The following is a 26280-nucleotide window of genomic DNA, read 5'->3' as shown; positions in this document are numbered from 1 at the left end:
ACTATGGCGGTGACGGTTTGCGTATTACCGTCTTTATCGGTGACTAACACGGTCACCGCTGCGCCTTGCCCCGCATCAGTCGTGCCGCTGACTTCTGGGGTATTATCGTTGCTAAGTGTATCCACATTCACGGTTAAAGTCGGCGGCGTACCATCAAAGTCTGTCGAGTTAATCGTGCGGATATTGCCTGCTTCATCGCTGGCACTGGCGGTAATTGAGCTGAGTGTTAACAGCGGAATGCTCAACCCAAGTAGTGACCAATTACCCGCTGCATCGGTGGTCGCTGTGTAATTGACCACCCCACCGCCGAGTAAGTTTTGAGTGACAGTCACAGTGCTACCCGCTGGTAAATCGGAAGTGCCGTTAAGAGTCACGAGTTGCCCAAGCAAGAAGGTGGGCACAAAGGCAAGCGCTGGCGGTATGGTATCCACCACGCCGTTGTCAGTAGCGCTGCCAGTGTTGCCGGCTGCATCGCTGAGGCTGGCGGTGACTGTGTAAGCGCCATCAAGCAATGGTTGCGCAGCTTCGGCGCTCCAATGACCACTGCCATCGGTTTGCACTGTCACTGTATGACTGCCATTGCTATCGCTGAAGGTAATCGCGATATCACTGTTCGCTAAATCCGATGTACCGGTTACTACTGGGGTATTGTCGTTGGTTAATGTCGGTGCATCAATGGTGACTGTTGGCGCTTGCGTGTCTACTACGCCACCATTTTCACTATCCGTGGCTGTATTGCCTGCCGCATCGGTGATGCTGGCATCCACTTGGAATGCGCCTTCTGCAAGTGGTGTGGGTACATCCACCGCCCAACTACCATCGGCCAATACTGTCGCGGTTAAGATTTGCACCGCGCCAGTGGCATCGGTCACGGTTAGATTAACAACCCCACCAATTTCATCACTGCTACCGGTAATGGTAGGCGTGGTATCGCTTGTAGCTGCAAGCGGATCAATATCAAAACTCGGCGCTTGAGTGTCTATTAAACCGCCATTTTCTGTGTCTGAACCTGTATTACCCGCGGCATCAGTTACTGAAGCTACAACCACAAAACTGCCTTCAGCTAATGCTGTTGTAGCCGATATTGACCAAGTGCCATTAGCCTTAACTGTGGTGGTGACTGTTTGATTTGCTCCATTTGCATCAGTGATCACTAACGTCACTTGTGCCCCAGCTCGCGCATCCGTTGTGCCGCTGATAGTAGGGGTTGTATCATTGGTTTCTGCAAGCTGATTGATCTCGATAACAGGTGCAATTGTATCTATTACCCCTTGTGTATTTGCAGTGCCTGTATTTCCTACCACTGTAACATCCGCTCTCACCGTAAAATCTCCTTCGGCAAGAGGTTGAGTAGCCGTTACAGACCAAACCCCAGCTAAGACTTGTGCAGTTAGGATCTCTGGTGCATTAACACCATCATCAATCGTTACTGTAACGAGTGTATTGTCAGGTGCATTACTTGTTCCTGAAATAATAGGTGTTGCGTCATTAGTATTACCAATCTCATTAATTGCAATACTGGGGGCTGTGGTATTGAGCGTGAATGAACTTTGCGCAGTTGTGGTATTTCCTGCTGTATCAGACACTGTAGCACTGACAGTATAATCATCTTCAGCGAGTGTAGGCGCAGTCACGGACCAATTACCGCTAGCATCTACTGTGGCTGATAGTACTGTGTCATTACCACTGCTATCTGTGACAACAAGATTAATAATCGTCCCTTGTGGCTCTGACGATGACCCATTAATACTGGGTGTTGCATCATTAATAGTGCCTAAATTATTGATTGTTAATAATGGTGCTTGAGTATCTATATTACCCGAACCTGAAGCGCTTCCCGTATTACCCGCTGCATCTGTAATACTAGCATTTACTGTGTATCCACCATCAGGTAGGCTCGGAGCTACTACTTGCCAACTACCACCTGCTTGCACGACTGCAATTAGTGAATAATTATCGCCATTACTATCAGTAATAATCACATTAACTAAGGTGTTTTCAGGCTCTGTTGATGAACCACTGATACTAGGCGTTGCATCATTACCAAGACCATTATCATTTACAGTAAGAACAGGCACTAAGGTATCTATGTTGCCAGTTAATGACAGTGACGTTTCATTACCCGCATCATCCGTAATAACCGCAACGACAGTGTAATCCCCTTCGGCAAGTCCATTGCGAACTTCAACTGACCAGCGGTTATCGGCACCTACGGTTGCCTCTAATGTTTGCTCAACACCATTCGCATCAGTCACCGTGAGTATAACTTTGCCCCCAACTTCGTTGCTGGTACCGCTAAATACAGGTGTAACATCTTTGCCATCCCCGACACCCTGAACAGTAAGTGTCGGCGCAACTGTATCAATCACCCCACTGACTGACTCAGTTGCTTCGTTACCCACACCATCTCTAACACTTACATCAACCGTAAACCCACCATCGGCTAAAGGAGTTGTTGGACTGATTACCCAGTCACCACTGGCATCTACAGTAGCTGTTAATACTTCGCTGTTACCATCTTTATCTGTGACCACTACAGTCACACTTGCCCCTTGCCCTGCATCCGTTGTGCCACTAATTGCTGGGGTATTATCATTACTAAGCGTATCAACGCTAACGGTTAAAGTCGGTGGCGTGCTATCAAAATCTGTTGAGTTAATCGTGCGTATATTGCCTGCTTCATCGCTGGCACTGGCGGTAATTGAGCTGAGTGTTAACAGTGGGATACTGAGACCTGCCAATGACCAGTTACCCGCCGCATCGGTGGTCGCTGTGTAATTGATCACCCCACCGCCGAGTAAGTTTTGAGTGACAGTAACAGTGCTGCCCGCTGGTAAATCGGAAGTGCCGTTGAGGGTCACGAGTTGCCCTAACAAGAAGGTGGGCACAAAGGCAAGCTCTGGCGGTATGGTATCCACCACGCCATTGTCAGTAGCGCTGCCAGTGTTGCCTGCTGCATCACTAAGAGTGGCGGTTACTGTATAAGCGCCATCAAGTAATGGTTGCGCAGCTTCAGCGCTCCAATTACCACTGCCATCGGTTTGCACTGTCACTGTATGACTGCCATTGCTATCGCTGAAGGTAATGGCGATATCACTGTTCGCTAAATCCGATGTACCGGTTACTACTGGGGTATTGTCGTTGGTTAATGTCGGTGCATCGATGCTGACGGTTGGCGCTTGCGTGTCTACTACGCCACCATTTTCAGTGTCGCTGGCAGTATTGCCTGCTGCATCGGTGACACTGGCATCCACTTGGAAAGCGCCTTCTGCAAGAGGTGTGGGTACATCCACCGACCAAGTGCCATCAGCAAGCACAGTCGCCGTTAAAGTTTGCACTGCGCCATTCGCATCGGTCACGGTTAGATTAACAATACCGCCTATTTCATCACTGCTACCGGTGATGGTCGGTGTGGTATCGCTTGTATCTGCCAATGGATCAATATCAAAACTCGGCGCTTGCGTGTCAATCACCCCACCGTTTTCACTATCCGTGGCTGTATTGCCTGCCGCATCGGTAACGCTGGCATCCACTTGGAATGCGCCTTCTGCAAGGGGGGTGGGCACATCCACCGACCAAGTGCCATCGGCCAATACTGTCGCTGTGAGATTTTGTACTGTGCCATTCGCATCTGTTACGGCAATTGTAACAGTACCGCCAATTTCATCACTGCTACCGGTGATGGTCGGTGTGGTATCGCTCGTAGCTGCAAGCGGATCAATATCAAAGCTCGGCGCTTGCGTGTCAATCACCCCGCCGTTTTCACTATCCGATGCTGTATTGCCCGCCGCATCGGTGATATTGGCATCCACTTGGAATGCACCTTCTGCAAGGGGGGTCGGTACATCCACAGACCAAGTGCCATCGGCCAATACTGTCGCGGTTAAGGTTTGCACCGCGCCATTCGCATCTGTGACAGCAATTGTAACAATACCGCCAATTTCATCACTGCTACCGGTGATGGTTGGTGTGGTATCGCTTGTAGCTGCAAGCGGATCAATATCAAAACTCGGCGCTTGCGTGTCAATCACCCCACCGTTTTCACTATCCGATGCTGTATTACCCGCCGCATCGGTGATGCTGGCATCCACTTGGAATGCGCCCTCAGCAAGTGGGGTGGGTACATCCACCGACCAAGTGCCATCAGCAAGCACAGTCGCCGTTAAAGTTTGCACCGCGCCATTCGCATCTGTGACAGCAATTGTAACAATACCACCAATTTCATCACTGCTACCGGTAATGGTAGGCGTGGTATCGCTTGTATCAGCTAATGGATCAATATCAAAGCTTGGCGCTTGCGTGTCAATCACGCCACCATTTTCACTATCCGTGGCTGTATTGCCTGCCGCATCGGTGATGCTGGCATCCACTTGGAATGCCCCTTCTGCAAGTGGTGTAGGTACATCCACCGCCCAAGTGCCATCGGCCAATACTGTCGCGGTTAAGATTTGCACCGCGCCAGTGGCATCGGTCACGGTTAGATTAACAACCCCACCAATTTCATCACTGCTACCGGTGATGGTCGGTGTGGTATCGCTTGTAGCTGCAAGCGGATCAATATCAAAACTCGGCGCTTGCGTGTCAATCACCCCGCCATTTTCGCTATCCGATGCAGTATTGCCTGCCGCATCGGTGATGCTGGCATCCACTTGGAATGCGCCCTCAGCAAGGGGGGTGAGTACATCCACCGCCCAAGTGCCATCGGCCAATACTGTCGCCGTTAAAGTTTGCACCGCGCCAGTGGCATCGGTCACGGTTAGATTAACAATACCGCCAATTTCATCACTGCTACCGGTGATGGTCGGTGTGGTATCGCTTGTAGCTGCAAGCGGATCAATATCAAAACTCGGCGCTTGCGTATCGATTACCCCACCATTCTCAGTGTCGCTGGCAGTATTACCTGCCGCATCGGTGATGCTGGCATCCACTTGGAATGCGCCTTCTGCAAGTGGTGTGGGTACATCCACCGCCCAAGTGCCATCAGCAAGCACAGTCGCTGTTAAAGTTTGCACCGCGCCAGTGGCATCGGTCACGGTTAGATTAACAATACCGCCAATTTCATCACTGCTACCGGTGATGGCCGGTGTGGTATCGCTCGTAGCTGCAAGCGGATCAATATCAAAGCTCGGCGCTTGCGTATCGATTACCCCACCATTCTCAGTGTCGCTGGCAGTATTGCCCGCCGCATCGGTGATATTGGCATCCACTTGGAATGCACCTTCTGCAAGTGGTGTGGGTACATCCACCGCCCAAGTGCCATCGGCCAATACTGTCGCGGTTAAGGTTTGCACCGCGCCATTCGCATCTGTGACAGCAATTGTAACAATACCGCCAATTTCATCACTGCTACCGGTGATGGTAGGCGTGGTATCGCTTGTAGCTGCAAGCGGATCAATATCAAAACTCGGCGCTTGCGTGTCAATCACGCCACCATTTTCAGTGTCGCTTGCAATATTACCTGCCGCATCGGTGACGCTGGCATCCACTTGGAATGCGCCCTCAGCAAGGGGGGTGGGTACATCCACCGACCAAGTGCCATCAGCAAGCACAGTCGCCGTTAAAGTTTGCACCGCGCCATTCGCATCTGTGACAGCAATTGTAACAATACCGCCAATTTCATCACTGCTACCGGTGATGGTAGGCGTGGTATCGCTCGTTTCAGCCAGTGGATTAATATCAAAAACAGGAGCTTGGGTATCGATTACCCCGATAGCTTGCGCATCACTTGTTAAACCATCAACGGTAACGCTTGCTGCTACAGTAAACTGCCCTTCTGCAACCGTATTTTGTGCTTCAACACTCCAAACACCTGCAGTGACTGTTGTGGTAAGAGTTTGGTTACTGTTATTACTATCAGTGATCACCACTGTAATAATGCTGCCATCTGGCGCATCGGATGCGCCACTAATAGTTGGCGTTACATCATTACTATCTGCAATTGCATCTATGCTCAGACTCGGCGCATTATCATTTAAAATAAAACTGCTATTTGCCGTTGCCTGATTGCCCGCAGCATCAGTAATATTAGCAACAACAGCAATAGTGCCATTTTGCAATGCAGTAGGCACTTCCACCGACCAACTACCGTCCCCATTTACTATCGCGGTCAAGTTTTGTGAATTTGCACCATCATTTACAACCAAGTTTACAACACTGCCCACGGGTTCGCTTGTTTGGCCGCTGATTGTTGGGGTTGTATCATTCACTGTACCTAGATTATCAATAGTTAATGTTGGTGCTGTTGCATCAACAACCCCGGTATCTGACACTGTACTTTGATTACCGAAAGTATCTGCGACGCTTGCTGTAACAGTAAAGTCACCATCAGATAGCGCGTTATCAGGACTAATAGACCAGCTACCATCAGCGCCTACAACGGCTAACAGCGTTTGTGTAATGCCACTGCTATCCGTTACTAATACTGTTACAACGCTGCCTGTATCAGTATCACTAGTACCGCTAATCAATGGGGTTGTATCACTGGTGAGTTGATCAAAATCCAACGTTAATACTGGGCTTGTATTATCAAATGCACCTAATTCAGTATCTGTTCCTGTGTTTCCAGCATCGTCTGTTACAGATGCCGTGATAGTAAACTCACCTATCGCAACAGGAGTTGTTACAGCAAAGGACCAATTACCATTGGCATCAGTTGAAGCAGAATAGATTTGACTATTGTTTTGTGAATCGGTGACAACAACTGTAACTATACTGCCTGATGCCGCACCTTGACTGGTTCCAGAAATCACTGGTGTAGCGTCATTAATATCCCCAACAGTGTCTATTAATATTATCGGTGCAGTAGTATCAACAATACCCGTAATAGCTGCATTGGCTGTATTACCAAAACTATCAGTTACCATCGCCGTAACGCTAAACTCACCTTCAGCTAAATCCAGTGATGGTGTAACAGACCAATTACCATTAGCATCAACTGAAGTTAACAGTGTTTCGGTTTGACCATTAATATCCGTAATAATAACTTGTACTTGATCGCCAGCAGCAGCATTTAATGTATTACCTGTCAGCTCTGGGGTGGTGTCATTTGTCTCACCAACAATATTTATGTTTATTGATAATAAACTGAGATCAATCAGTCCCGTAGTAGAGTCTGATGCTTGATTACCAGCCGTATCAGCAACCGTTGCCACAACTGAATATTGCCCTTGTGCTAAACTGTTTGGTACCTCAACCGCAAAGCTGCCATCATTTAAAGTTTGTGTTGCAAATGTTTGCTGCACACCATTAGCATCAACCACTACAATAGCCACCAGCGTGCCATTAGCAACACCTTGTACTTGACCTGTAATAATGGGGGTATCATCTGCCGAATCCACCAAGGTATCTAAATTTATGAGTGGAGCAGTTATATCAATTAAACCATCACTGGTGTCGCTGGCCTGATTACCCGCATTATCACTGACTGTTGCGGTAATAGTAAATTCACCTTCAGCCAAGGCTGTAGTTAGCTCAACTTGCCAAGTATTAGTTGTGTTTACAACTGCCGTTAGTATTTGTTGAACACCGTTATTGTCTACGACTGTAACTGTGATCGTGCTACCAATATCAACGCCTGATACCGTTCCTGTAATTACAGGTGTCGTATCATTACTATCTGCAAAAGCGTCAATATTAATTATAGGTGCAGTGATATCAACATTGCCTATTGCGCTATCTTGTGCTGAATTGCCTGCCGTATCTTGGGTTTGAGCGATAACATTAAACTGCCCTTGTGCGAGTGTATTTACTACCGATACGCTCCAACTACCATCACTCGCCGTTATAGTATTAAATACCTGTACTGCACCAGTACTGTCTGTCACTGTAACAGTAACGTTGCTACCTGCTGATAAGCCTTGACTGACCCCGGAAATATCTGGAGTTTGATCGTTTGTATCTGCAATAGCATTAATGCTAATCAAAGGTGGGGTTAAATCAATATTTCCCGTTGTTGTCGCCGTGCTGCTGTTACCTGCCTCATCACTTACACTTGCAGCAACAGTATAATCACCTTCAGCTAATGCAATACTAGGCTCTAGTTGCCAGTTTCCAGCCGCGTCAGTGACGGTAGTTAGTGTTTGTTGATCGCCATTACTATCAGTAATCACTAAGGTCACTGTCGTGCCAGCATTAACACCCAATGTCGTTCCACTTATAGTAGGTGTTGTATCGTTACTTTGTGCGAGTGCATTAATAGTAATAATCGGCGCAGTTGTATCTATTAAACCTACTTCTGTAGCACTTGCTGTATTACCTGCACTGTCTGCCACAGTTGCAGTTACAGTAAATTCACCCTCTACAAGCGTACCAGTTACCTCTGTAGACCAACTACCACCAGCTGTTACCGTCGCTGTTAAGGTTTGTGTTGCACCGTTACTTGCGACAACAGTTATTGATACAAGTGTACCGATGGCCACACCATTTACCGATCCAGTCAATGTAGGAGTAACATCATTGGTATCTGCAATAACATCAATCGCTATGATAGGGGCTGTTAAATCAATGGTGGCAGTGGCTTGCGCATTGCCTTCATTCCCAGCATCGTCAACAACATTAGCTTGGACATTATAAGGGCCCTCTGCTAGTGCTGCTGTTGTAATTGCCCAATTGCCTTGAGGATCAAGCTGGGTAATAAATGTTTGCACTTGCCCGGCGCTATCAGTCACCGTCAGTACCACATCATCGCCTGTATCTAAGCCCACAACAGAGCCTGTAATTGTTACTACAGGCGAAGCAGAGTCAGTTAATGTCGCAATACTGACCAGCGGCGCTGTGGTATCTATATTGGCTGTAATTGTGTCTGAAACTGGCTCACCATCAGGACCCGTTACTGTTACATCTACAACAATTGGGCCATCAGGTAATGGCTCAATTGTAGGTGAGGTAAACGTGCCATCTGGTTGTACAATCACTGTAATGGTTTGTACATTATCTAATGCATCTGTGATAGTGATTAATACTGTTTCACCGGCCAAGTTGCTCGATGTTCCTGAAATAACTGGCTGTGGATTATTTATTAGACCAAGCTCATTCAACGCTAAACTACCAATTAATGCGGTCTCTGGGAGCACCCCATCGGTGGTATCACGAACAGCGAAAATACCATCATTACTCGCCTCAAAACTATCATCAAAAGAAAGGCTATTTGGATCTACAGATTCAGCAATACGAGCTAATTCTACAAAGGAAGTACCACCACCAGAGCCAGCAGCAGCGTTACCACCCGCAGCAGTCGCTTCCAAGTTATCCAATATATCCCCGCCACTTTCAAGGGCATTTAAAAAATCACTAACATTATCAGTTAACGATGAAGCTTCTGTCGTTGACGTTGGATCCGGTTGGTTTAAACTTGCAATAGCATCATCAATACTATCATCGAAAATGGTGGTTTCTGAGCTATCTCTTGCGGCATCAGCAACCAAATCAGGTGTAATTTGCACTCGCTGATTAGCTGGAATAGCAAGCGATATTCCTTTTACATCAATCAATAATGACGAATTAGCTGCGGTGATCACAATATCGCCAACGGTAATTGTGTCCCCTAGTGACAACGCCTTAATAGAGCCGTCTTCTAAAACGATCCCAACAGAGCCCTGTATATCTATGATTAGTAATTGATTTGCGTCCATTTTGCTACCTGCATCATTAGAAATTAAACCTTTGTATGACTAAATTTAGAACAGCACAGTAAAAAGGACACTGGACTAAAGTACAGGTAACAAAACTTAAATTAATATTAAAAGCTTAAAGAACTGGTGAAAAATTTTTTTTATGCTAGGCAAAACTTCTATTTGCACTAATCAATTTCCTTGTCTAAAACTAATCTAAATGATCATCAACTTGGATCTAAGAGGACGAAATGGCTAGGAAAAATAACTTTACCCGCACTAGAGCTACAATTCTAATTGGTTTGGTTTTAGCTACAAATGGATTTACTGCTCATCTTCATGCTGAGCAAACTTCCCTCATGCCTTTGACTTATGTCGCCGACAAAGCAATAGCCAGTAACCCAGAAGTTCAACAAGCTTGGCATGCTTTTAAAGCATCAATTTATGGTATTGATGCTGCAAAATCAGGGTATAAACCTACATTAGATGCATCAATCAGTGCAGGTTATGAAAAACGTAACTACGGCGTAGAAGATGAATATAACCGCAATACCGCAGAGCTTACCTTAGGGCAAATGCTGTATGATGGCTTTCAAACATCAAATACCGTTAAACGATTTGAACGCATTCAACTTATTCGCTACTTTGAAATGCTCTCACAAGCTGAGCAAATAGCGCTACAAGCAAGCGTTGCTTATCTTGACGTGCAAAAATTCACCACCTTAGTAGAGCTGGCGCAGAAAAACCTAAGCGAGCATGAGTCGGTATATCAACAAATTGAACAAAGCGTAGGAGCCGGCGTAGCCAGAGCGGCTGACCTGGAGCAAATCAGTGGTCGCCTATCACTTGCTCAATCCAATGTAATGACCGAATACGCAAACCTACATGATGTTAGCGCACGCTACTTACGGATTGTGGGAGAGCTGCCTCAACAAGGCACGGTTGCAGCTAAGTTAAGTGAAGATAGCATCCCAATTTCTATTAACCAAGCGCTTGATATTGCTTATAAAAACAGTCCTAGCTTTTATGCATCTTTGTATAATATTGAAGCCCAACAAGCGAATGCGCAATCACAAAAAGCTGCGTTTCATCCTAAGGTTGATTTATCTGCGCGTTATGGCTCCCAAGACCGTGATGAACTTGGCTTTAATGAAACCAGAACAGAAGCCAGAGTTGGCATTGATGTGCGATACAACTTATACAATGGTGGTTTAGACAGCGCCAATCTTGATCAAGCATACCAAGAAGTCAATATAGCGAAATTCCAACGTGATCAATCGTGTATTGAAATACGTCAAAACCTGCAAGTTGCATATAACAATGTAAAAATCCTTGAGAGTAAGCTTCCTTCATTAGATCAACATCGTCGCTCATCTGACAAAGTGAAAATAGCCTACAAAGATCAATTTGATATTGGCCAACGTACTCTATTAGACGTACTCGATGCCGAAAATGAATCATTCCAATCTAACCGTTCATATACTGCAGCACTTTACGATCGTCAAGCAGCGATACTCGCCATGCTCGCAGAAATGGGCAAACTACTGCCAACCTTAAATGTAACCTCTGACAAATTTCCGAAAATCACGGAATTAACCGATGACCCTATTGCCCACAATGCCGAATTTATTTGCCCTAAATACGACGTGGCAGCCACCATCAGCCGTCAGGAGTTTTTACAAAAAAAAGCCCAGCAAGATAACGCCTACATGACCGTCACGGCAATGCCAAGCTATCTCAATGCGCCAGCGCTTTCGAGTACCTTTAGTGATGATGATAATGACGGTGTTGCAAACGAACAGGATGACTGTCCATCAACACCTGCTTTTACCGAGGTAGATGAAAAAGGCTGTACTAAATACAATAGTAATACCAGTAATGTAGAAATCGGCATTCCGTTTGCGGCTGACTCCAGTGTAGTACGTCCTGAGTACTTACAGGAAATAGCACGTCTTGCAGACTTTTTAAAATCTCACCCATCTAAAAATGTAGAAATACAAGGACATGCATCACTTGAAGGGCCTGCGCTTTACAATAAAAAGCTCTCTGAAAAACGCGCATTCTCAGTCGCAGAAATATTAATTCAACAGTATGGTGTATTGCCTAAGCGAGTTAAATCACTTGGCTACGGTATAGATAAACCTAGGATCAATGAAATATCCGTCCGGGCTAATGCGGCAAACAGACGTATAGAAGCGGTGATCACCGATACCAATACAGGAAACAGTTTTGTCGCATCCAGTTACTAAGACGCACTTACTTTAGAAGTTAAGTTTACAGCTGTGTTTGGCTTTTAGGCAAAAGAAAACTTATCAGTGTAGTTATTCTTTTTAAATAGCAGTAACCACGTATAAATGCCAGCACATGCTGTCTGGATGGCTCTATTTATGGGCATGTTAAAGCGCTGTAAGTAAAAAAGCTTAATGTAATAACAAGGCTCCGCTCGATGCTTAACTAAAACCCATACGCATTAATCGTCCTTTGGTAACTCGATTTCAATCATAACAAAGTAATACGTCCCATTTTTAAATCGTTAAACTTAATGCAATAACAATGGAAGTTATATGGAAATAGATGATGTAGTCAGTCATGGTGGTATTTTAGTAGACTGTTTAGAAATTTTATGTCACTACCATGATCGTGAATTTTCCCGTGAGACTTTGCTTAATGGGCTTCCCCTTGAGCAAGGCAATCTCACGCCTTCTGGTTTTTCACGAGCAGCTAAACGTATTGGTTTTAAAACTAAAGTTGTTAATAAACAACTAACCAAAATCAATACCGCTTTACTTCCTGCTATTTTATTACTTGAGAATAACCAAGCTTGCGTAATTACAGCATTGGATCCACTCACACAAACCGTTGAAGTAATTTATCCAGAGCTAAGCGACTCAGCTGTAACGTTAAATGTGGCAGATCTCAGTCAAAACCCAACTGATGTTATTATTTATACACGTCCAGAATTCACTTTTGATGCACGCTCACCGGTGTTACAAAAATTATCTAAAGATGGCTGGTTTTGGGGGGTCATTAAAGAGTGCCGTTCCTTATATAAAGACGTCATTATTTCAGCCATTGCACTGGGTGTATTATCGATTGCAATGCCCTTGTTTGTCATGAACGTGTATGACCGAGTCGTACCCAATCAAGCGGTAGAAACCTTATGGGTATTAGCCATAGGCGTACTAATAGCACTGACCGCAGACTTTGCTTTGAGGTTAGTACGTAGTTATTTTGTCGAACTTGCTGCCAGTCGCATCGATGTAAAAGTCTCTGCGGTAATTATGGAACGAGTACTGGGAATGCAATTAAAAAACCGACCCACATCAGCAGGCTCATTTGCCAGCAATATCCAGTCTTTCGAAGCTGTGCGTGGCTTCTTTAGCTCCATTACCCTCATCGCATTGGTTGATTTACCTTTTGTATTTTTATACCTCACAGTCATCGCAATCATTGGTGTAGAGCTGAGTATTCCTATTATAGTCGGGGCAATAATATTGCTGTGTTATGCCTTAGCCGCCCACAGAAAGTTAGAAGCACTGTCAGAGCAAACGATGAAAGCCAGCTCTATGCGTAATGCTATTTTAGTTGAAAGCCTTACCAATATTGAAGATGTAAAAAGCTTTCATAGCGAATGTAAAACTCAAGCAGCATGGGAAAAGTCAACAATTTACATTGCTCGCGTTAATGCGCAGAGTCGGCTTATATCTGGCTCAATAGCCAACTCTGCCACGTGGTTACAACAATGTGTTGGCGTGATTATAATGATCATTGGCGTGCATTTAGTCATCGCAGGTGATTTAACCCAAGGCGGCTTAATTGCAGCATATTTATTATCATCAAGAACTATGGGACCAATTGGTCAATCCGCTGCGGTACTTGCACAATTTCACCATGCGGCCATTGCAATGCATTCACTGAATGAGATCATGGAAAAAGAGGTTGAGCGCCCAGCTGGTAAACATTGGTTAAGTCACCCTGTTTTACGCGGAGATATAGAATTTCAAAACGTACATTTTAAATACTCAGATGAAAGTAACGAAGCGCTATCTGGAGTTTCGTTTAAAATTAAAGCCGGTGAAAAAGTTGCTATCTTAGGGCGTAATGGTTCAGGTAAAAGCACGCTAGAGAAACTCATTTTAGGGTTACATGATCCGACCTCGGGTTCTATTTTAATTGATAACACCGATATCCACCAAATAGATCCTGCAGAATTGCGCCATAATATTGGTTATGTCCCGCAAACAATCTCGCTATTTTTTGGCTCGCTGAAAGACAATATCACCTTAAGTGCATGGCACGCCAAAGATGAACAAATTATAAGTGCGTGCGAACGTAGCCAATTATTCGACTTAATTAACTCTCACCCTGATGGCTTTGATCTACAAGTTGGCGAACAAGGCCGGCTCCTCTCTGGTGGGCAGCGTCAAGCTGTTGGTATTGCTCGTGCTTTGATAAACGATCCGCCAATACTCATTCTTGATGAGCCAACCTCAGCACTGGATCACAATAGTGAAGCAAAAATCATCGCTAATTTAAAACAGTACAACCATGATAAAACCCTGCTGGTAGTAACACACCGAACATCGCTACTGGAGTTGGTTGATCGAATTATTGTCGTTGATAACGGTAAAATAATTGCCGATGGACCAAAAGCTCGGGTAATTGCCTCGTTGAGTAATCAAACTGTGGAGCGAGCATCATGAGTAAAAACAAACCCACACTAGAACAACGCTCTTTTGAATCTGTAGGACGTGCTATAGAAGCGACTAAAGGAAAAAAACCATCTATTTTTAATAACTTATTCAAAGGCTGGTTATCGCCACCAAACAGTCAAGATTGGGTGGTTGATGCACAATGGGAAAAAATGCAACAACAACCGGCAAGTGCCAAGTTATTGCTGTACTTAATTTGTTTTAGCATGATGTTGTTATTTATTTGGTCTGCGTTTGCTAATCTTGATGAAGTCGCTCGCGGTGAAGGTCGTGTTATACCGTCAAATAAATTACAACTGATTCAATCTTATGATGGCGGGATGGTCGAACAAATTAATGTACGTGAAGGACAAGTAGTCAGTACTGGTGATGTACTAATAAAAATTGATCCTACTCGGTATATTTCTAATTTTCGTGAAAATCAATCTAAAGTGCTGTCACTCAGTGCTAAAGTCGCGCGACTTGAAGCACTTACTAAAAAGCAGCCTTTAATTTTTGACCCTAAGCTCACCACTGATGCACCCGCGGTGGTAATGCACGAACAAGCACTTTACACCAGTAATAACCAAGAGCTTGAACAACAAGTCGCCATTCATAAACGTCAATTAGAGCAACGTCGTCAAGACCATATTGAAGCACAAGCAGCCCTGCAACAACATACCAATGCATTACGTTTAATAAACCGTGAATTACAAGTTACCCGGCCACTCCTTCGCTCAGGTGCAGTATCTGATATCGATATAATTCGCCTAGAACGCCAAGCCGTTGACTTAAATGGCGAGATAAATCGATCCAGAGCGGTCATCAACCGCAGTGTATCTGCAATCAATGAAGCAAAAAACAAAGTAGCCGAGGTTGAACTATCTATGATCAATCGATGGAACAACGAGCTCTCAGAAGCACGATTGCGGTTAGATGCAATTAAAGAAACCGAATCAGGGTTGGCTGATAAAGTAGCCCAAACTGAAATTCGCTCGCCTGTTAATGGCACTGTACAGCGCTTAATGGTGAACACGGTTGGAGGGATTTTACAACCTGGTAGTGATGTTCTAGAAATTATACCGCTGGATGATCAATTGATAGTCGAGGCTAAGATCCCTCCCAAAGATATTGCATTCTTACGCCCAGGGCAAACAGCAATGATCAAATTTAGCGCCTATGATTTTGCTATTTACGGTGGCTTAAGTGCCGAGGTTATTCAAATTAGTGCCGATACGATAACCGATGAGCGCGATAACACGTTTTATTTAGTGCAACTTAAAACTAACAAAAATCAGTTTGCCGATAATCTCACTATTATTCCAGGCATGACGACTCAAGTGGATATTATTACTGGCAAAAAAACCGTGCTGGAATACCTATTAAAACCAGTATTACGAGCAACATCATTAGCAATGACAGAGCGTTAATTAATATTTTTTCAAACTTTTAAATGGATTAATAATGCGCCAAAGTGTATTTATCACCGAAGCTGAACTTATTTCACCGCACTGGCAAGCCGCCTACCCTGAATGTGAAATTCGTGAACAGCAGCCACATAAGATCACAGCCGACACCATTTTATGGATTTTAGCTGGCAGTCCTGACTGGCTTAGTGTTGTACAAAAATACAGCAAAAGTCGTATTCCAGTGATTGTGATGACCAAAGAGTTAAACATGGCAGAGTTATGTGCTGCATTACAAGTGGGCGCTCGCGGTTATGTTGAAGCTTTTGCTAGTCAAATAATCATAGAGCAAGTTGCAGAAACAATTATCAGTGGCGGTATTTGGTTACCGGGCCAGTTATTATCTAACTTGGTTGGTGTACTCTCAAAGCAAGCTATTAGCTATCAGCACGCCTGCGACCTAACGTTATTAACGAAGCGCGAGCGCCAAGTCGTTGATGTTGTTATTACTGGTGCCAGTAACAAAGCTGTAGCGAATCAATTAAATATCACAGAGCGTACAGTAAAAGAACATATGAGCTCAATATTTAATAAGCTCCAAGTTCGTGACCGCATGCAGTTGATGCTAGCAATCAAAGGCAGCTAAACGTACGAAATTGTTACTTTGTGCGTTGATTCATAAAATATTTAAGCCCTTTCACGATGTGGAATGCAATAAACCCCGTCGCGGTATAAAACCTTGTAACCCAGTCGCGATGTAAAATCGCTGCTACACCATTTGTGGCTCCATGCCCGTCGGCTCGGGTTTACCCCATTTATTTCACATACAATACATCGCTTTGTATTTTATTCTATTAGGTCTTCCTGAGTATCATCAATCGGTTGTGATACATAGCCATCGAACCCTATTCCTTTTAATGTCTGCTGATCTTCAGGGCTCTTAACCCCCTCAGCAATCACTTTAATACCTATCGAATGCGCTAATGAACACAATCCTCTGAGGAAGGTCTGATTATCTTGGCTATAGCTTATATTGTGGCCATAAACGCTATCTATTTTAATCATCTCAAGACCAAGTTCATGAATTTTATCAATTTTACTGAAACCTTGGCCAACCCGCTTAAGCGCCACTTTGGCGCCCATGCTTTTCACTTGCATACAAAAGTCTTTAAAAATAGCCAATTCAGCAACCGCTAAACTTTCACGTATATCAAAACAAATATGCTCAGCTAATTTTGGATATGCGAGTAAATACGTCAATATTGCAGCAAGTGCTGCATCGTCTAACAACGTTTCTTGCGATAGCTCCACTGAAATAAGCTTTAAGTCTTCTCTTTGCTCAAATACCTTAACTAAGTATTTAACTAAGCCCCAATCTAAGCGAGCAAGTAGCTTTAATCTTTTTGCCCATTGTAAGTAATAACCGCTACGATACAGTTCACCATTAAGCAATAAGCTTAGACTTACTTGGTTTTGTAATAACTTGCCCGAAAAAGATTTAACGGGGTAAAGCAAAACATCTAAGTCATTATTATCTAGTGCATGCTCAATTGCTTCACGCCAACTATCAGCGTCTGCAAATAATTCATTGCGCTGCTTATTATTATTTACCTGTACCTGTTGTGTTGGCTCTGCTACTGCGGCTTTTAATAAATTATCAACCCTCTTTAACAGTGTAAAACGACTATCCTCACGCTCTATATAGCTACAACTATGAGGTATGGATAATTCAATATGACTGTAATCAGCAAGCAAGGCCTGATGCTGCTTAAATACCTGTGAACTTAGGTTTTCAATATCGTCTGTGTCATTCACCAACACGGCGAAGTCGGTATGAGAAATTCGCGCTATATGATTTTCAGAAAATCGATCCTCATTCGACTCTAAAAAAGCAACTAGAGTTTGCGTAAAACGACGTAAAAAAGTGACCATTTCAACGCGATTAATTTGTTCACTTATTTGATCAAGGTTAACAACTCGAAATAAAAATAATGCGCCATGGGCATGCTCTTTTGATTGCTGTAATTGTGCCTCTAAAGTTGCGCTAAAGTACTCTCTGTTTGCTAACCCTGTTAACTCATCATGTTGGCTTTTAAAACGAAACTCTTCTAAGCGTTTTTTGTCTTCTTTAACAATCCGGCTAAATCGCTTTGAAAGTAAATTCATCGAGCTCACTAACCGTGCAAATTCATAGGTTCTGGGTACTTTCGATCTAATAAAGCGTTTATCGCCTAAAGCATTCGCTTGTTGCACGACATCGTCCAAAGGACGTAATATTTTCCTTAAAAAGTAAGCACTTGCTATACAAGCTATAATCGCAACGATAAAAAAGCTAAAAAATAATCGTACGGCACTTTCCCATAGCGCTTGCTCAGTATATTGGCTGTGACTTTCTAAATATAAAGTACCGAACTGCTGCCAACCATCGCTCACTTGCGCCACCCCTGGCTGAACTTGTAAGTGATAAAAGTGATGAAACCACCCTGGCGCCGTTGTATCAAGCTTACCACTAAAAACGCGTTTTATAAGCGGCTCCCCTAATGGGTTTTGTAACTCTATGCGCTGATAGTGCCCAGTATCAAAAGTAGCTGAAATTAGTAGCTCTAATTCAACAGGATCTTTCTGCAACTGGCTTAGCATCAAAGCTAAGCTATTTGCATTATCGATATTCTTTAAATGTAACTGAGAAGAAAAATACTGTTTAGCAGTATAAGTACTAATTAATACACTACTCATAAAGCCCACTGCAATAATGACTAAAATCCCCAGCCATAACTCTTGCCGTAAAGTGATTTTACTTTTGCGTTTAAACAAGGACATAAATGACATCACCACATAATTCCTTCTTGTTGTGTTTGTTCGAGAATACGTCGCCAGCGAGATAATCTAGCAGTAGGGTTTGCAACACTTTGCGTTGAATTATTAGCCCATAAACCTTGACTATTAAAACTAAAAACAGGGCTCAGATCTGTACGTTTAGCTGCGGGCAATACCTTTGCAATTAAACTATCTAAAATCAGTGGTTGCGCATTTGGCACAGCAAAGTAACCAAGCACCATATGCGCTTGAGTTTGTCTAGAGTTTGGCCCACCGATCTGTGCTTTTACATAAATAAGCCGTAACTTATCATCTGCAATACCTAGGGCGCGCAGACTGATATACTTAGCAATTGCATAATCTTCACAATCACCCAGCCCTTTCCCTAAAGTTTCAAGTGGAGTTGCCCAATAATCATTTTGTTGCCAAAGCTGCATATCGGTTCGGTAGCGCAAGTTACGAGCAAAAAAATCATTTACGATTAAAATTTTTTGTTGTTCAGTTTTGTTCTGTGACTGGACTAACATTGTTTGCCAATTACGAGCAACTGCCACACGTGAAGGACCAAACTGTTGGTGCATTTTTTCTAAAAAGGTAGTGAACTGAATCGATAGGCGATCGGCACACACAAAAGAGGTTGCAAATATAAGAGGCAGCAAAAAATGCAGTAACGGGCGATTACTCCATTTACTCAAAGGCACACTAACTGAGCGACACTCGCTCACAAAAGCAACCTTGAGTTGTACACTAAAAAACGCGTCAAACCTTTTCTTGCCACAATCTTTATTCAGTAAAAAACAGTAAATAAAGCATAGCACTGAAGCGTTAACAGTGAGATATTTTAGCCATTATTTTGTGACTATTTAACGCTCAATAATTAACTTTAGTAATAAGTGACTTTTTTAACTTCACGTGGCTTTATTTCGCCTATGTATAAGTCATGGACACGTTTCATATCAAGCTGTAACTCGGTAGCGTAAGTATCTCCAACTGCATAGCTTTTAATGACTTGCGCCCCTTTAATAATGCCTTGCACTTGGCTGTGTAATTGATCATTTTGCGCAATACTGCCTTGCACAGTGGTGCCGGCGGTAATCTTTTGCCCATATACTTGTTCTGCAAGCTCGCGGTACGCTTCAAGCTTAGATGCTTTAATTGCCATCAACGAGCGCTGTGACTGATTCTCCCCGGGCTGAGCACTAATTGGCGCATACCCGACCGCTTTTAAAACTGGGTAGTTATCTGGCTCTATGTACTTATATTCCACATGTTTATCAAAAATACTACTACAGCCTACTAAACCTAGACTCGCAAAAATGCAAATTGCAATCACACTACGCATGGCGTCTCTCACGCTTAAAAGAAGTCATAATGTCTAAACCAATGCACAATCAATGCCAAAATTAGTACTTACTGTCGTTTTAGAACAAAGTTGTCAAACAATTGGTATAGTCCTTGCTCTGTCACTGTATATAGCAGATGTTTATGTATAAGGTTTGGGTAATGAAGCATAGTTTATCAACAATCATGATCGCCACAAGTTGGCTAACAGCCAGCCTTTTTTCGCCTAATAGCTCAGCACAGTGGTATGAATCAACAGGCCATGCCAGTATCAAAAATGATGACGTGGCGGCGGCAAAATCTGCGGCTATAAAAGATGCAATCACCCAAGCGTTAGTGTTCTCAGGTGCCCGTGTGAGCTCAATGCAAACCTTAGTTGACGGCGTACTTACGCAAGATCAACTAAAAATAAACAGTCACGGCGAAATTCAAAAAATAGAAATGATCAGTGAAGATCGAAAGTCAGATCAATTTGCGATCACGCTACGCTTGGATATTTTCCCACAACAAGAGCACTGCCCCGCTAATGAGTTCACTAAGTTTGTTGCGATCACCCAAACGCAATTAGTCAATCGTGAACAGGCCATGATGGGTCAAATTTTTGACATTAATAAAGCCACTAGCGAAGCCCTGTATAAAACATTAAGCCAATCGGCAATGAATGCTAAGCCAACCGCTTATTTTAACTTTCCGATCCGCGTGAGCGAGTTTTTTAATCAACAATACGATTACAGTGATGCACTATTAGAAGAAATATCAAGCCGCAGCAACTCACAGTATGTGCTGTTGAGTCAGATTGTTGATATTTCTAATAGTGATAAGCTCAATAATAGTTACGCATTCTGGCAAGACGAAACGTACCAACGCTCATACAAGGTGGACTTTGCTTTATTTGATGGCACCACGTATGAACGACTTTGGCAAAAAAGCTATCGCAGCCAAGGTATCTGGCCATTTGAAAAAACACAAATCATCGATGTATTCAGCGAAAAGTTCTGGAGCTCTGATTATGGTCAAAGTATTACTGATATAAACCAAACCGTCAGTTACGATCTACAAGCTGCAATGGCATGCTTAGAGACTCAAGGAAAAATTCTACATATTGAAAACAATAAATTGATCATCAACTTAGGTAAAGCACATGGCATTGAAAAAGGTCAACGCTTGAATATTGCTCATCATAACTATTTAACCGATGCAGCGGGTAATAAAATGCCGAACTTGATCACCACATTAAATCAAGTTCAGGTCGAACAGGTGTATCAGCAAAGTGCCGTTGCCGTGAGTGTTGATCAGCAACCTTTGCCTAATATTCAAATCAATGATGTAGTCGAGCTCACTAATTTAAAACCTTAGTCAATTGTTGGCGTAAACTCGGGTGCTCACTCAGCCAGTTTGCGAGTAACTCAATTCCAGCTAAATGTGGATAATGTTTACGACAAGCCAATACGACACGACGTTGCTGAGTAGGAAAGATTGGTAAATAACGGATCCCTATGCGCTCGCTGCAAGCGAGCTTTGGTACAAATGTAACACCATCATCCATAGCCACCAGTGCCAATAAAGTCTCCAGACTATTACCTTGGTACTCGTTTGATACATCCACCCCAGCAGCAAAACAAAACTGCTGCGCTTGGTCTTTAAAGCAATGACCATCGCTAAGCATCAACAAACTGCACGATTGCAGTTCATCCAAAGCAACTTTATCACGTTTAGCAAGGTTATTTTGATTTGACATTGCTACCAAGAAATCTTCTTTATATATATTAACTGTATGATAAAGCTTAAGTTCAGGCACATCTGCTAAGATTGCAATGTCTAACTCACCATTATCTAACGCAGTTAAAATATTAGCAGTTTGCATTTCAACAAAAGCAAACTGGCTTTCAGCAAACGCCTCTTTCATAGACGTAAGCAAAGTAGGGAGTAAATACGGCGCAATCGTTGGAATAATGCCGATTTTTACCCTACCTTGTAGTGGTGCGCTTGAGGTTGCTGCTAGTTCTTTTAATATTTGGGTTTGCTCTAAGATCACTTTGATCTGTGTCAACAAACGTTCACCTTGCACCGTTAAAGTAACTTGCTTAGTGGAGCGATCAAATAAGGTCACTCCCAGCTCTTGTTCTAATTTTTTTACTTGGCCACTGAGGGTCGGCTGGCTGACATAACACGCATCGGCAGCTTTACGAAAATGCTTAAAGTGCGCAATTGCTTTTACATATTCAAGGTCTTTTAAATTCATTGCAAACCACAACTAATAGATAATAACTATCATATTAATACAAACAAACGATTGGAGCTATTATAACTTTTACGACATAATGGCTATCAACAAATCAAGAGGAACTAAAAAACATGTTAAAGAATATTGAAGGTCAAACAATTCCACAGGTTACATTTGCAACTCGCGTAAATGATGAGTGGAAATCAGTAACATCTGACGACATTTTTAAAGGTAAAACGGTTGTTGTATTTTCGCTACCAGGTGCATTTACACCAACGTGTTCATCAACGCATTTACCACGCTATAACGAACTAGCTGCAGTACTTAAGCAAAATGGCGTTGACGACATCGTGTGTGTATCAGTAAACGATACTTTCGTAATGAACGCTTGGGCACAAAACCAAGAAGCACAAAACATTACTTTATTACCAGATGGCAACGGTGAATTTACTGACGGTATGGGTATGTTAGTAGACAAAAATGACCTAGGCTTTGGTAAACGTAGCTGGCGCTATTCAATGTTAGTTAAAGATGGCGTAATTGAAAAAATGTTCATCGAACCAGATTTACCAGGCGACCCGTTTGAAGTATCCGACGCAGACACTATGCTTGATTACATCAACCCTAAGCAAGTAAAACCAGAGGCAGTCAGCATATTTACTAAACCAGGTTGCCCTTTCTGTACTAAAGCAAAAGCTTTACTTGAAGAAAAAGGCCTAGTGTACGAAGAAATCACCATGGGCGCAGGTGCATCATTAACGAGCCTTAAAGCAATCTCAGGCCGTGAAACCGTACCACAAGTATTTATTGGCGGAAAACACATTGGTGGCTCTGACGATTTAGCAAAATATTTTGCTTAATATTTAAACCCCCACGCAATTAAATACAGGGGCTTTTTAGCCCCTTTTTTATACTCATTTTATTAACTTATTTACACACCAATTGATTAATAAAATTGGTATTCTGGAGCAACATAATGAAAGAACTACAAACAGACGTTGTTGTAATTGGTGCTGGCACAGCAGGTTTAAGCGCTTATCGTAATGCAAAGCAACACACTCCCAATGTATTAATGATCGAATCAGGCCCGTATGGCACCACTTGCGCTCGTGTAGGTTGCATGCCAAGTAAATTACTCATTGCCGCCGCAGAAGCAGCCCATGCAATTGAAGCAGCCCCCGCTTTTGGTGTACATAGCTCAAAGCCAACAATTAACGGCGTGGAAGTAATGGCACGAGTACGTAACGAACGCGACCGCTTTGCAGGCTTTGTAGTAGAAGCCGTAGATGAATTACCCAACGAAGATAAAATTCGTGGTTATGCAAAATTTTTAGATGCCAACCGCGTGCAAATTGACGACCATACAATTATTACAGCAAAACGCTTTGTGATTGCCACCGGCTCTCGCCCAGCTTACCCAGGTGTATTTAATAACTTTGGCGACAGATTAATAATTAACGACGACGTATTTGATTGGCAGGACTTACCAGAATCCGTTGCCGTATTTGGCCCAGGTGTTATTGGCCTTGAAATTGGCCAAGCGCTGCACCGTTTAGGCGTAAAGGTAAAACTGTTTGGTGTAGGTGGCGCTATCGGTCCTATTACCGACCCAGTTATAAAAGACTACGCAAACACTGTATTTGCAGAAGAATTTTTTGTTGATACTGATTCAAACATATCTGATATGCAAAAAGTCGGTGATAAAGCCCAGCTTAGCTATATTGACAAAAACGGTCAGAAACAAACTGAACAATTTGATTACGTGCTAGCCGCTACTGGCCGCGTGCCAAATACAGATAAACTAGGCCTTGAAAACACCGGTATCGAACTTGATGAACGCGGTGTACCAGTGGCTGATAAGCACACTATGCAATGTGGCGACTCAACAATATTTATCGCAGGGGATGCCAGCAATATGATCCCACTACTGCATGAAGCCAGCGATCAAGGCACTATTGCCGGACAAAACGCCGGCCGCTTCCCAGATGTTCGTAACGGCCTGCGCCGCGCACCTATTGCAGCCGTTTTCAGCGACCCGCAAATAGCTATGGTGGGCGAAAGCTACAAGCAAATAACCGAACGTTTTGGTGAATGTGGTTGCTTTGAAATTGGCGAAGTCAGCTTTGAAAACCAAGGCCGCAGCCGCGTAATGTTGAAAAATAAAGGCCACATGCGTTTATACGCAGAGCAAGGTACAGGCTTATTTTTAGGTGCTGAATTTATTGGCCCACAAGCTGAGCACATCGCTCATCTACTCGCATGGGCTGTGCAAAACAAAATGACCGTACCACAAATGCTGGATATGCCATTTTATCACCCAGTGATAGAAGAAGGCCTTCGTACCGCACTGCGTGATTTAAACGCCAAACTTAAATTTGGCCCAGACATTATTAACCAATGTATGGAATGTGGCCCGGGGAATTAGGGCTAGGTTATTAGGTTACTAGCTTGATAGTTTGATAGTTTGATAGTTTGATAGTTTGATAGGATAAAAATATAACTAATATTCAAGGAGGTCTAAGCCTCCTTGGTTATGATTGATTAACCCTATCACCATGACTTGGCGGCGTTGAAGTAATAATAAACTCAAGGTTAACTTCGCCATAATTACATAATTGATGCACCAACCCTGCTGGCACATGTAAGCCCTGCTGCGGGTTTAAAATATGGCTCACTGAGTCCACAATTAATGTAGCCTGCCCACTAAGCACAAAAAAGAACTGCTCAGCAAACTCATGCTTATGCGACTGTTCACAACAGCCCGACGGCACTCGCTCTTGGATCACACTCAATGCCGCACTTTTTACTAAATGCCAACCATCGCAGTCATCGCTCCATTTGTAATGTTCAGCGTTATCGACTGAAATAGGCCTTACCATATCTTCGTTATCCTTTAAAAGCTACTGCACAACAAGGTAAAACATCAGCGTTTAAAATGGTAGTAAATTTAATTCACATGAGATAACCACACTTATTCGCGCATAAAAGTGTAGAAAAACCCATTTATTCGCGCATAAAAGTGTGAAAACTTGCATTTATTCGCGCAATAAAGTGTAAAACAATGAATGTGAAGATAGATAACACGACTAAAATTAAATAGTTAAGTCAGGTTAATTACTGATTACGCGTTAATCGAAATTATGATATCTGAAGTCAAGGATTTCCCCCCTGAGGACAAGGGCTCCAGAGTATGTATGGGTAACCAACCAGTTTATCTTAGATGACATTTCAACACCTAAAGTATGAATATTACGAATTTAGTAAACCTAAGGTTTACACTAATCAAAACAGTAATACTTATTAGAACAAGCTCGCTTTGCTGCTGATAACAGCGATTGGAAAAGCTACGTACTCGCTATGGGCGGTTTACACACAAAACTAAAAGATAGACCTATCAAATTACACACCAATTTAAACATCGTTGAAGAAACTGGCGAATGCTCGCAAAGTTATTACGATGGTGAGCTAATCCAAAAAGTAAAAGGTCTTTGGTTTGCTGGTAAAGCCATAATCACGAGGCACTATTCATGGAAGGTAGAAAGGCATAACTTAAAGCTAGGGCGAGTTAGCTAAAGCTATCACTTTTAGATAAAACCGCAGTTAAATACAACATTTCAAATAGTTAAAGCTCTTCACTAAGCTTTAGCTCATATCAAACATCACGACTAAGCCAAGAATAACCTTTAGCTAACCACTTGCCAGAATGGCAAAAAGGCTCTTACTTGGAGTTCTGTAAATAACTGTACTATCTGAGTTTAACTATTTTATATATTTAGAAAATTCTTTTTGCAAAAACTCAGGCCACAAATGACTGTTCTTTCCGTATCGTTTCACTATGTTTTTAAACTCTTTAAGCTCCTCTACCTTAGTACCTTGCTCTAAAAGATCTTCATAAACACCATAATAATGCTGGCTAAAACTAATATATCTTTTTTCATCCTCAGTTTGATTTTCTCTTTCTGCACACAAAGCTAACTTTGCGTATAGCTTGTGCAACTTTAAGGATAGAAAAGACTTTTGAATTTCTTCACATTTATGAGAAAGCGTCGAATAGTTTAATTGTTCTAATTGTGGAATGAAGTCTTCTTGACAAACTTTCTCAAGCTCGTTGTATCTGCCAGCTGAACTGGTTTAATTGAGCCGGACACTTTAATAATGGACAATGTTCTAATATTGAGGTGTTAAATGACAAA

14 protein-coding genes are annotated in these 26280 nt (G+C 43.0%); 7 read left to right on the top strand and 7 right to left on the bottom strand.

The annotated features are described in order from the left end of the window. The coding region (locus tag PHAL_RS0122025; RefSeq protein ID WP_016710600.1) for an Ig-like domain-containing protein at positions 1 to 9629 on the bottom strand (9629 nt) is incomplete at its 3' end. Between the two features lie 230 nt (positions 9630 to 9859). Between PHAL_RS0122025 and PHAL_RS23370 the strand changes: the two genes are divergently transcribed. From PHAL_RS23370 to PHAL_RS0122005, 4 genes are all read left to right on the top strand, one after another. Then, on the top strand, positions 9860 to 11857 hold the full coding sequence (locus PHAL_RS23370; protein WP_050901613.1) for a TolC family outer membrane protein: 1998 nt from the start codon (positions 9860 to 9862) through the stop codon (positions 11855 to 11857). 315 nt (positions 11858 to 12172) lie between these two features. Continuing rightward, positions 12173 to 14311, top strand: a complete 2139-nt coding sequence (locus PHAL_RS0122015; RefSeq protein WP_016710598.1) for a type I secretion system permease/ATPase — start codon at positions 12173 to 12175, stop codon at positions 14309 to 14311. Then, the gene (locus PHAL_RS0122010) at positions 14308 to 15729 is read left to right on the top strand and encodes an HlyD family type I secretion periplasmic adaptor subunit (protein ID WP_016710597.1); all 1422 of its coding nucleotides are present in this window, start codon (positions 14308 to 14310) and stop codon (positions 15727 to 15729) included. Before PHAL_RS0122015 ends, PHAL_RS0122010 begins: the two co-directional genes overlap by 4 nt. 34 nt (positions 15730 to 15763) lie before the next feature. Next, positions 15764 to 16351 (top strand): response regulator transcription factor, encoded by a 588-nt coding sequence (locus PHAL_RS0122005; protein ID WP_016710596.1) that lies wholly within the window; start codon positions 15764 to 15766, stop codon positions 16349 to 16351. Positions 16352 to 16551: 200 nt separating this feature from the next. On the opposite strand, the gene PHAL_RS23365 is transcribed toward PHAL_RS0122005, so the two are convergent. From PHAL_RS23365 to PHAL_RS0121990, 3 genes are all read right to left on the bottom strand, one after another. After that, entirely contained in the window at positions 16552 to 18534 is a 1983-nt protein-coding gene (locus tag PHAL_RS23365; protein ID WP_016710595.1) for a bifunctional diguanylate cyclase/phosphodiesterase, read from the bottom strand. Beyond that, positions 18534 to 19247, bottom strand: a complete 714-nt coding sequence (locus tag PHAL_RS0121995) for a transglutaminase-like cysteine peptidase (protein ID WP_016710594.1) — start codon at positions 19245 to 19247, stop codon at positions 18534 to 18536. Before PHAL_RS0121995 ends, PHAL_RS23365 begins: the two co-directional genes overlap by 1 nt. Positions 19248 to 19405: 158 nt before the next feature. Beyond that, positions 19406 to 19864, bottom strand: a complete 459-nt coding sequence (locus PHAL_RS0121990; RefSeq protein WP_016710593.1) for an LPP20 family lipoprotein — start codon at positions 19862 to 19864, stop codon at positions 19406 to 19408. Positions 19865 to 20025: 161 nt separating this feature from the next. Between PHAL_RS0121990 and PHAL_RS0121985 the strand changes: the two genes are divergently transcribed. Further along, positions 20026 to 21219 carry a flagellar assembly protein T N-terminal domain-containing protein gene (locus PHAL_RS0121985; protein WP_016710592.1) on the top strand — a complete coding sequence of 398 codons (1194 nt, stop codon included), beginning with the start codon at positions 20026 to 20028 and terminating at the stop codon, positions 21217 to 21219. On the opposite strand, the gene PHAL_RS0121980 is transcribed toward PHAL_RS0121985, so the two are convergent. Further along, positions 21203 to 22105 carry a LysR substrate-binding domain-containing protein gene (locus PHAL_RS0121980; RefSeq protein ID WP_016710591.1) on the bottom strand — a complete coding sequence of 301 codons (903 nt, stop codon included), beginning with the start codon at positions 22103 to 22105 and terminating at the stop codon, positions 21203 to 21205. The genes PHAL_RS0121985 and PHAL_RS0121980 overlap by 17 nt on opposite strands. Positions 22106 to 22218: 113 nt before the next feature. Between PHAL_RS0121980 and PHAL_RS0121975 the strand changes: the two genes are divergently transcribed. Together PHAL_RS0121975 and PHAL_RS0121970 are read left to right on the top strand one after the other, a co-directional pair. Further along, complete coding sequence (locus PHAL_RS0121975; protein WP_016710590.1) at positions 22219 to 22947, top strand: glutathione peroxidase; 729 nt, start codon at positions 22219 to 22221, stop codon at positions 22945 to 22947. Positions 22948 to 23063: 116 nt separating this feature from the next. Then, positions 23064 to 24512, top strand: coding sequence for a dihydrolipoyl dehydrogenase (locus tag PHAL_RS0121970; protein ID WP_016710589.1), 1449 nt, complete (start codon positions 23064 to 23066; stop codon positions 24510 to 24512). 106 nt (positions 24513 to 24618) lie between these two features. On the opposite strand, the gene PHAL_RS0121965 is transcribed toward PHAL_RS0121970, so the two are convergent. Continuing rightward, positions 24619 to 24966, bottom strand: a complete 348-nt coding sequence (locus PHAL_RS0121965) for a cupin domain-containing protein (RefSeq protein WP_016710588.1) — start codon at positions 24964 to 24966, stop codon at positions 24619 to 24621. Positions 24967 to 25846: 880 nt separating this feature from the next. Next, a complete protein-coding gene (locus PHAL_RS0121955) occupies positions 25847 to 26056 on the bottom strand; it encodes a hypothetical protein (RefSeq protein ID WP_138973987.1) in 210 nt (69 codons plus the stop codon). Between the last annotated feature and the right edge of the window lie 224 nt (positions 26057 to 26280).

Source organism: Pseudoalteromonas haloplanktis ATCC 14393, assembly GCF_000238355.1.
GTDB lineage: Bacteria > Pseudomonadota > Gammaproteobacteria > Enterobacterales > Alteromonadaceae > Pseudoalteromonas > Pseudoalteromonas haloplanktis.
The sequence above is the reverse complement of the archived record's forward strand: the minus strand, read 5'-3'. Positions and strand labels throughout refer to the sequence as shown.

Excerpts from the sequence above, each read along its gene's own strand:
- PHAL_RS23370 (WP_050901613.1), top strand. The coding sequence starts at position 9,860 with ATGGCTAGGAAAAATAACTTTACCCGCACTAGAGCTACAATTCTAATT.
- PHAL_RS0122015 (WP_016710598.1), top strand. The coding sequence starts at position 12,173 with ATGGAAATAGATGATGTAGTCAGTCATGGTGGTATTTTAGTAGACTGT.
- PHAL_RS0122010 (WP_016710597.1), top strand. The coding sequence starts at position 14,308 with ATGAGTAAAAACAAACCCACACTAGAACAACGCTCTTTTGAATCTGTA.
- PHAL_RS0122005 (WP_016710596.1), top strand. The coding sequence starts at position 15,764 with ATGCGCCAAAGTGTATTTATCACCGAAGCTGAACTTATTTCACCGCAC.
- PHAL_RS23365 (WP_016710595.1), bottom strand. The coding sequence starts at position 18,534 with ATGTCATTTATGTCCTTGTTTAAACGCAAAAGTAAAATCACTTTACGG.
- PHAL_RS0121990 (WP_016710593.1), bottom strand. The coding sequence starts at position 19,864 with ATGCGTAGTGTGATTGCAATTTGCATTTTTGCGAGTCTAGGTTTAGTA.
- PHAL_RS0121985 (WP_016710592.1), top strand. The coding sequence starts at position 20,026 with ATGAAGCATAGTTTATCAACAATCATGATCGCCACAAGTTGGCTAACA.
- PHAL_RS0121980 (WP_016710591.1), bottom strand. The coding sequence starts at position 22,105 with ATGAATTTAAAAGACCTTGAATATGTAAAAGCAATTGCGCACTTTAAG.
- PHAL_RS0121975 (WP_016710590.1), top strand. The coding sequence starts at position 22,219 with ATGTTAAAGAATATTGAAGGTCAAACAATTCCACAGGTTACATTTGCA.
- PHAL_RS0121970 (WP_016710589.1), top strand. The coding sequence starts at position 23,064 with ATGAAAGAACTACAAACAGACGTTGTTGTAATTGGTGCTGGCACAGCA.
- PHAL_RS0121965 (WP_016710588.1), bottom strand. The coding sequence starts at position 24,966 with ATGGTAAGGCCTATTTCAGTCGATAACGCTGAACATTACAAATGGAGC.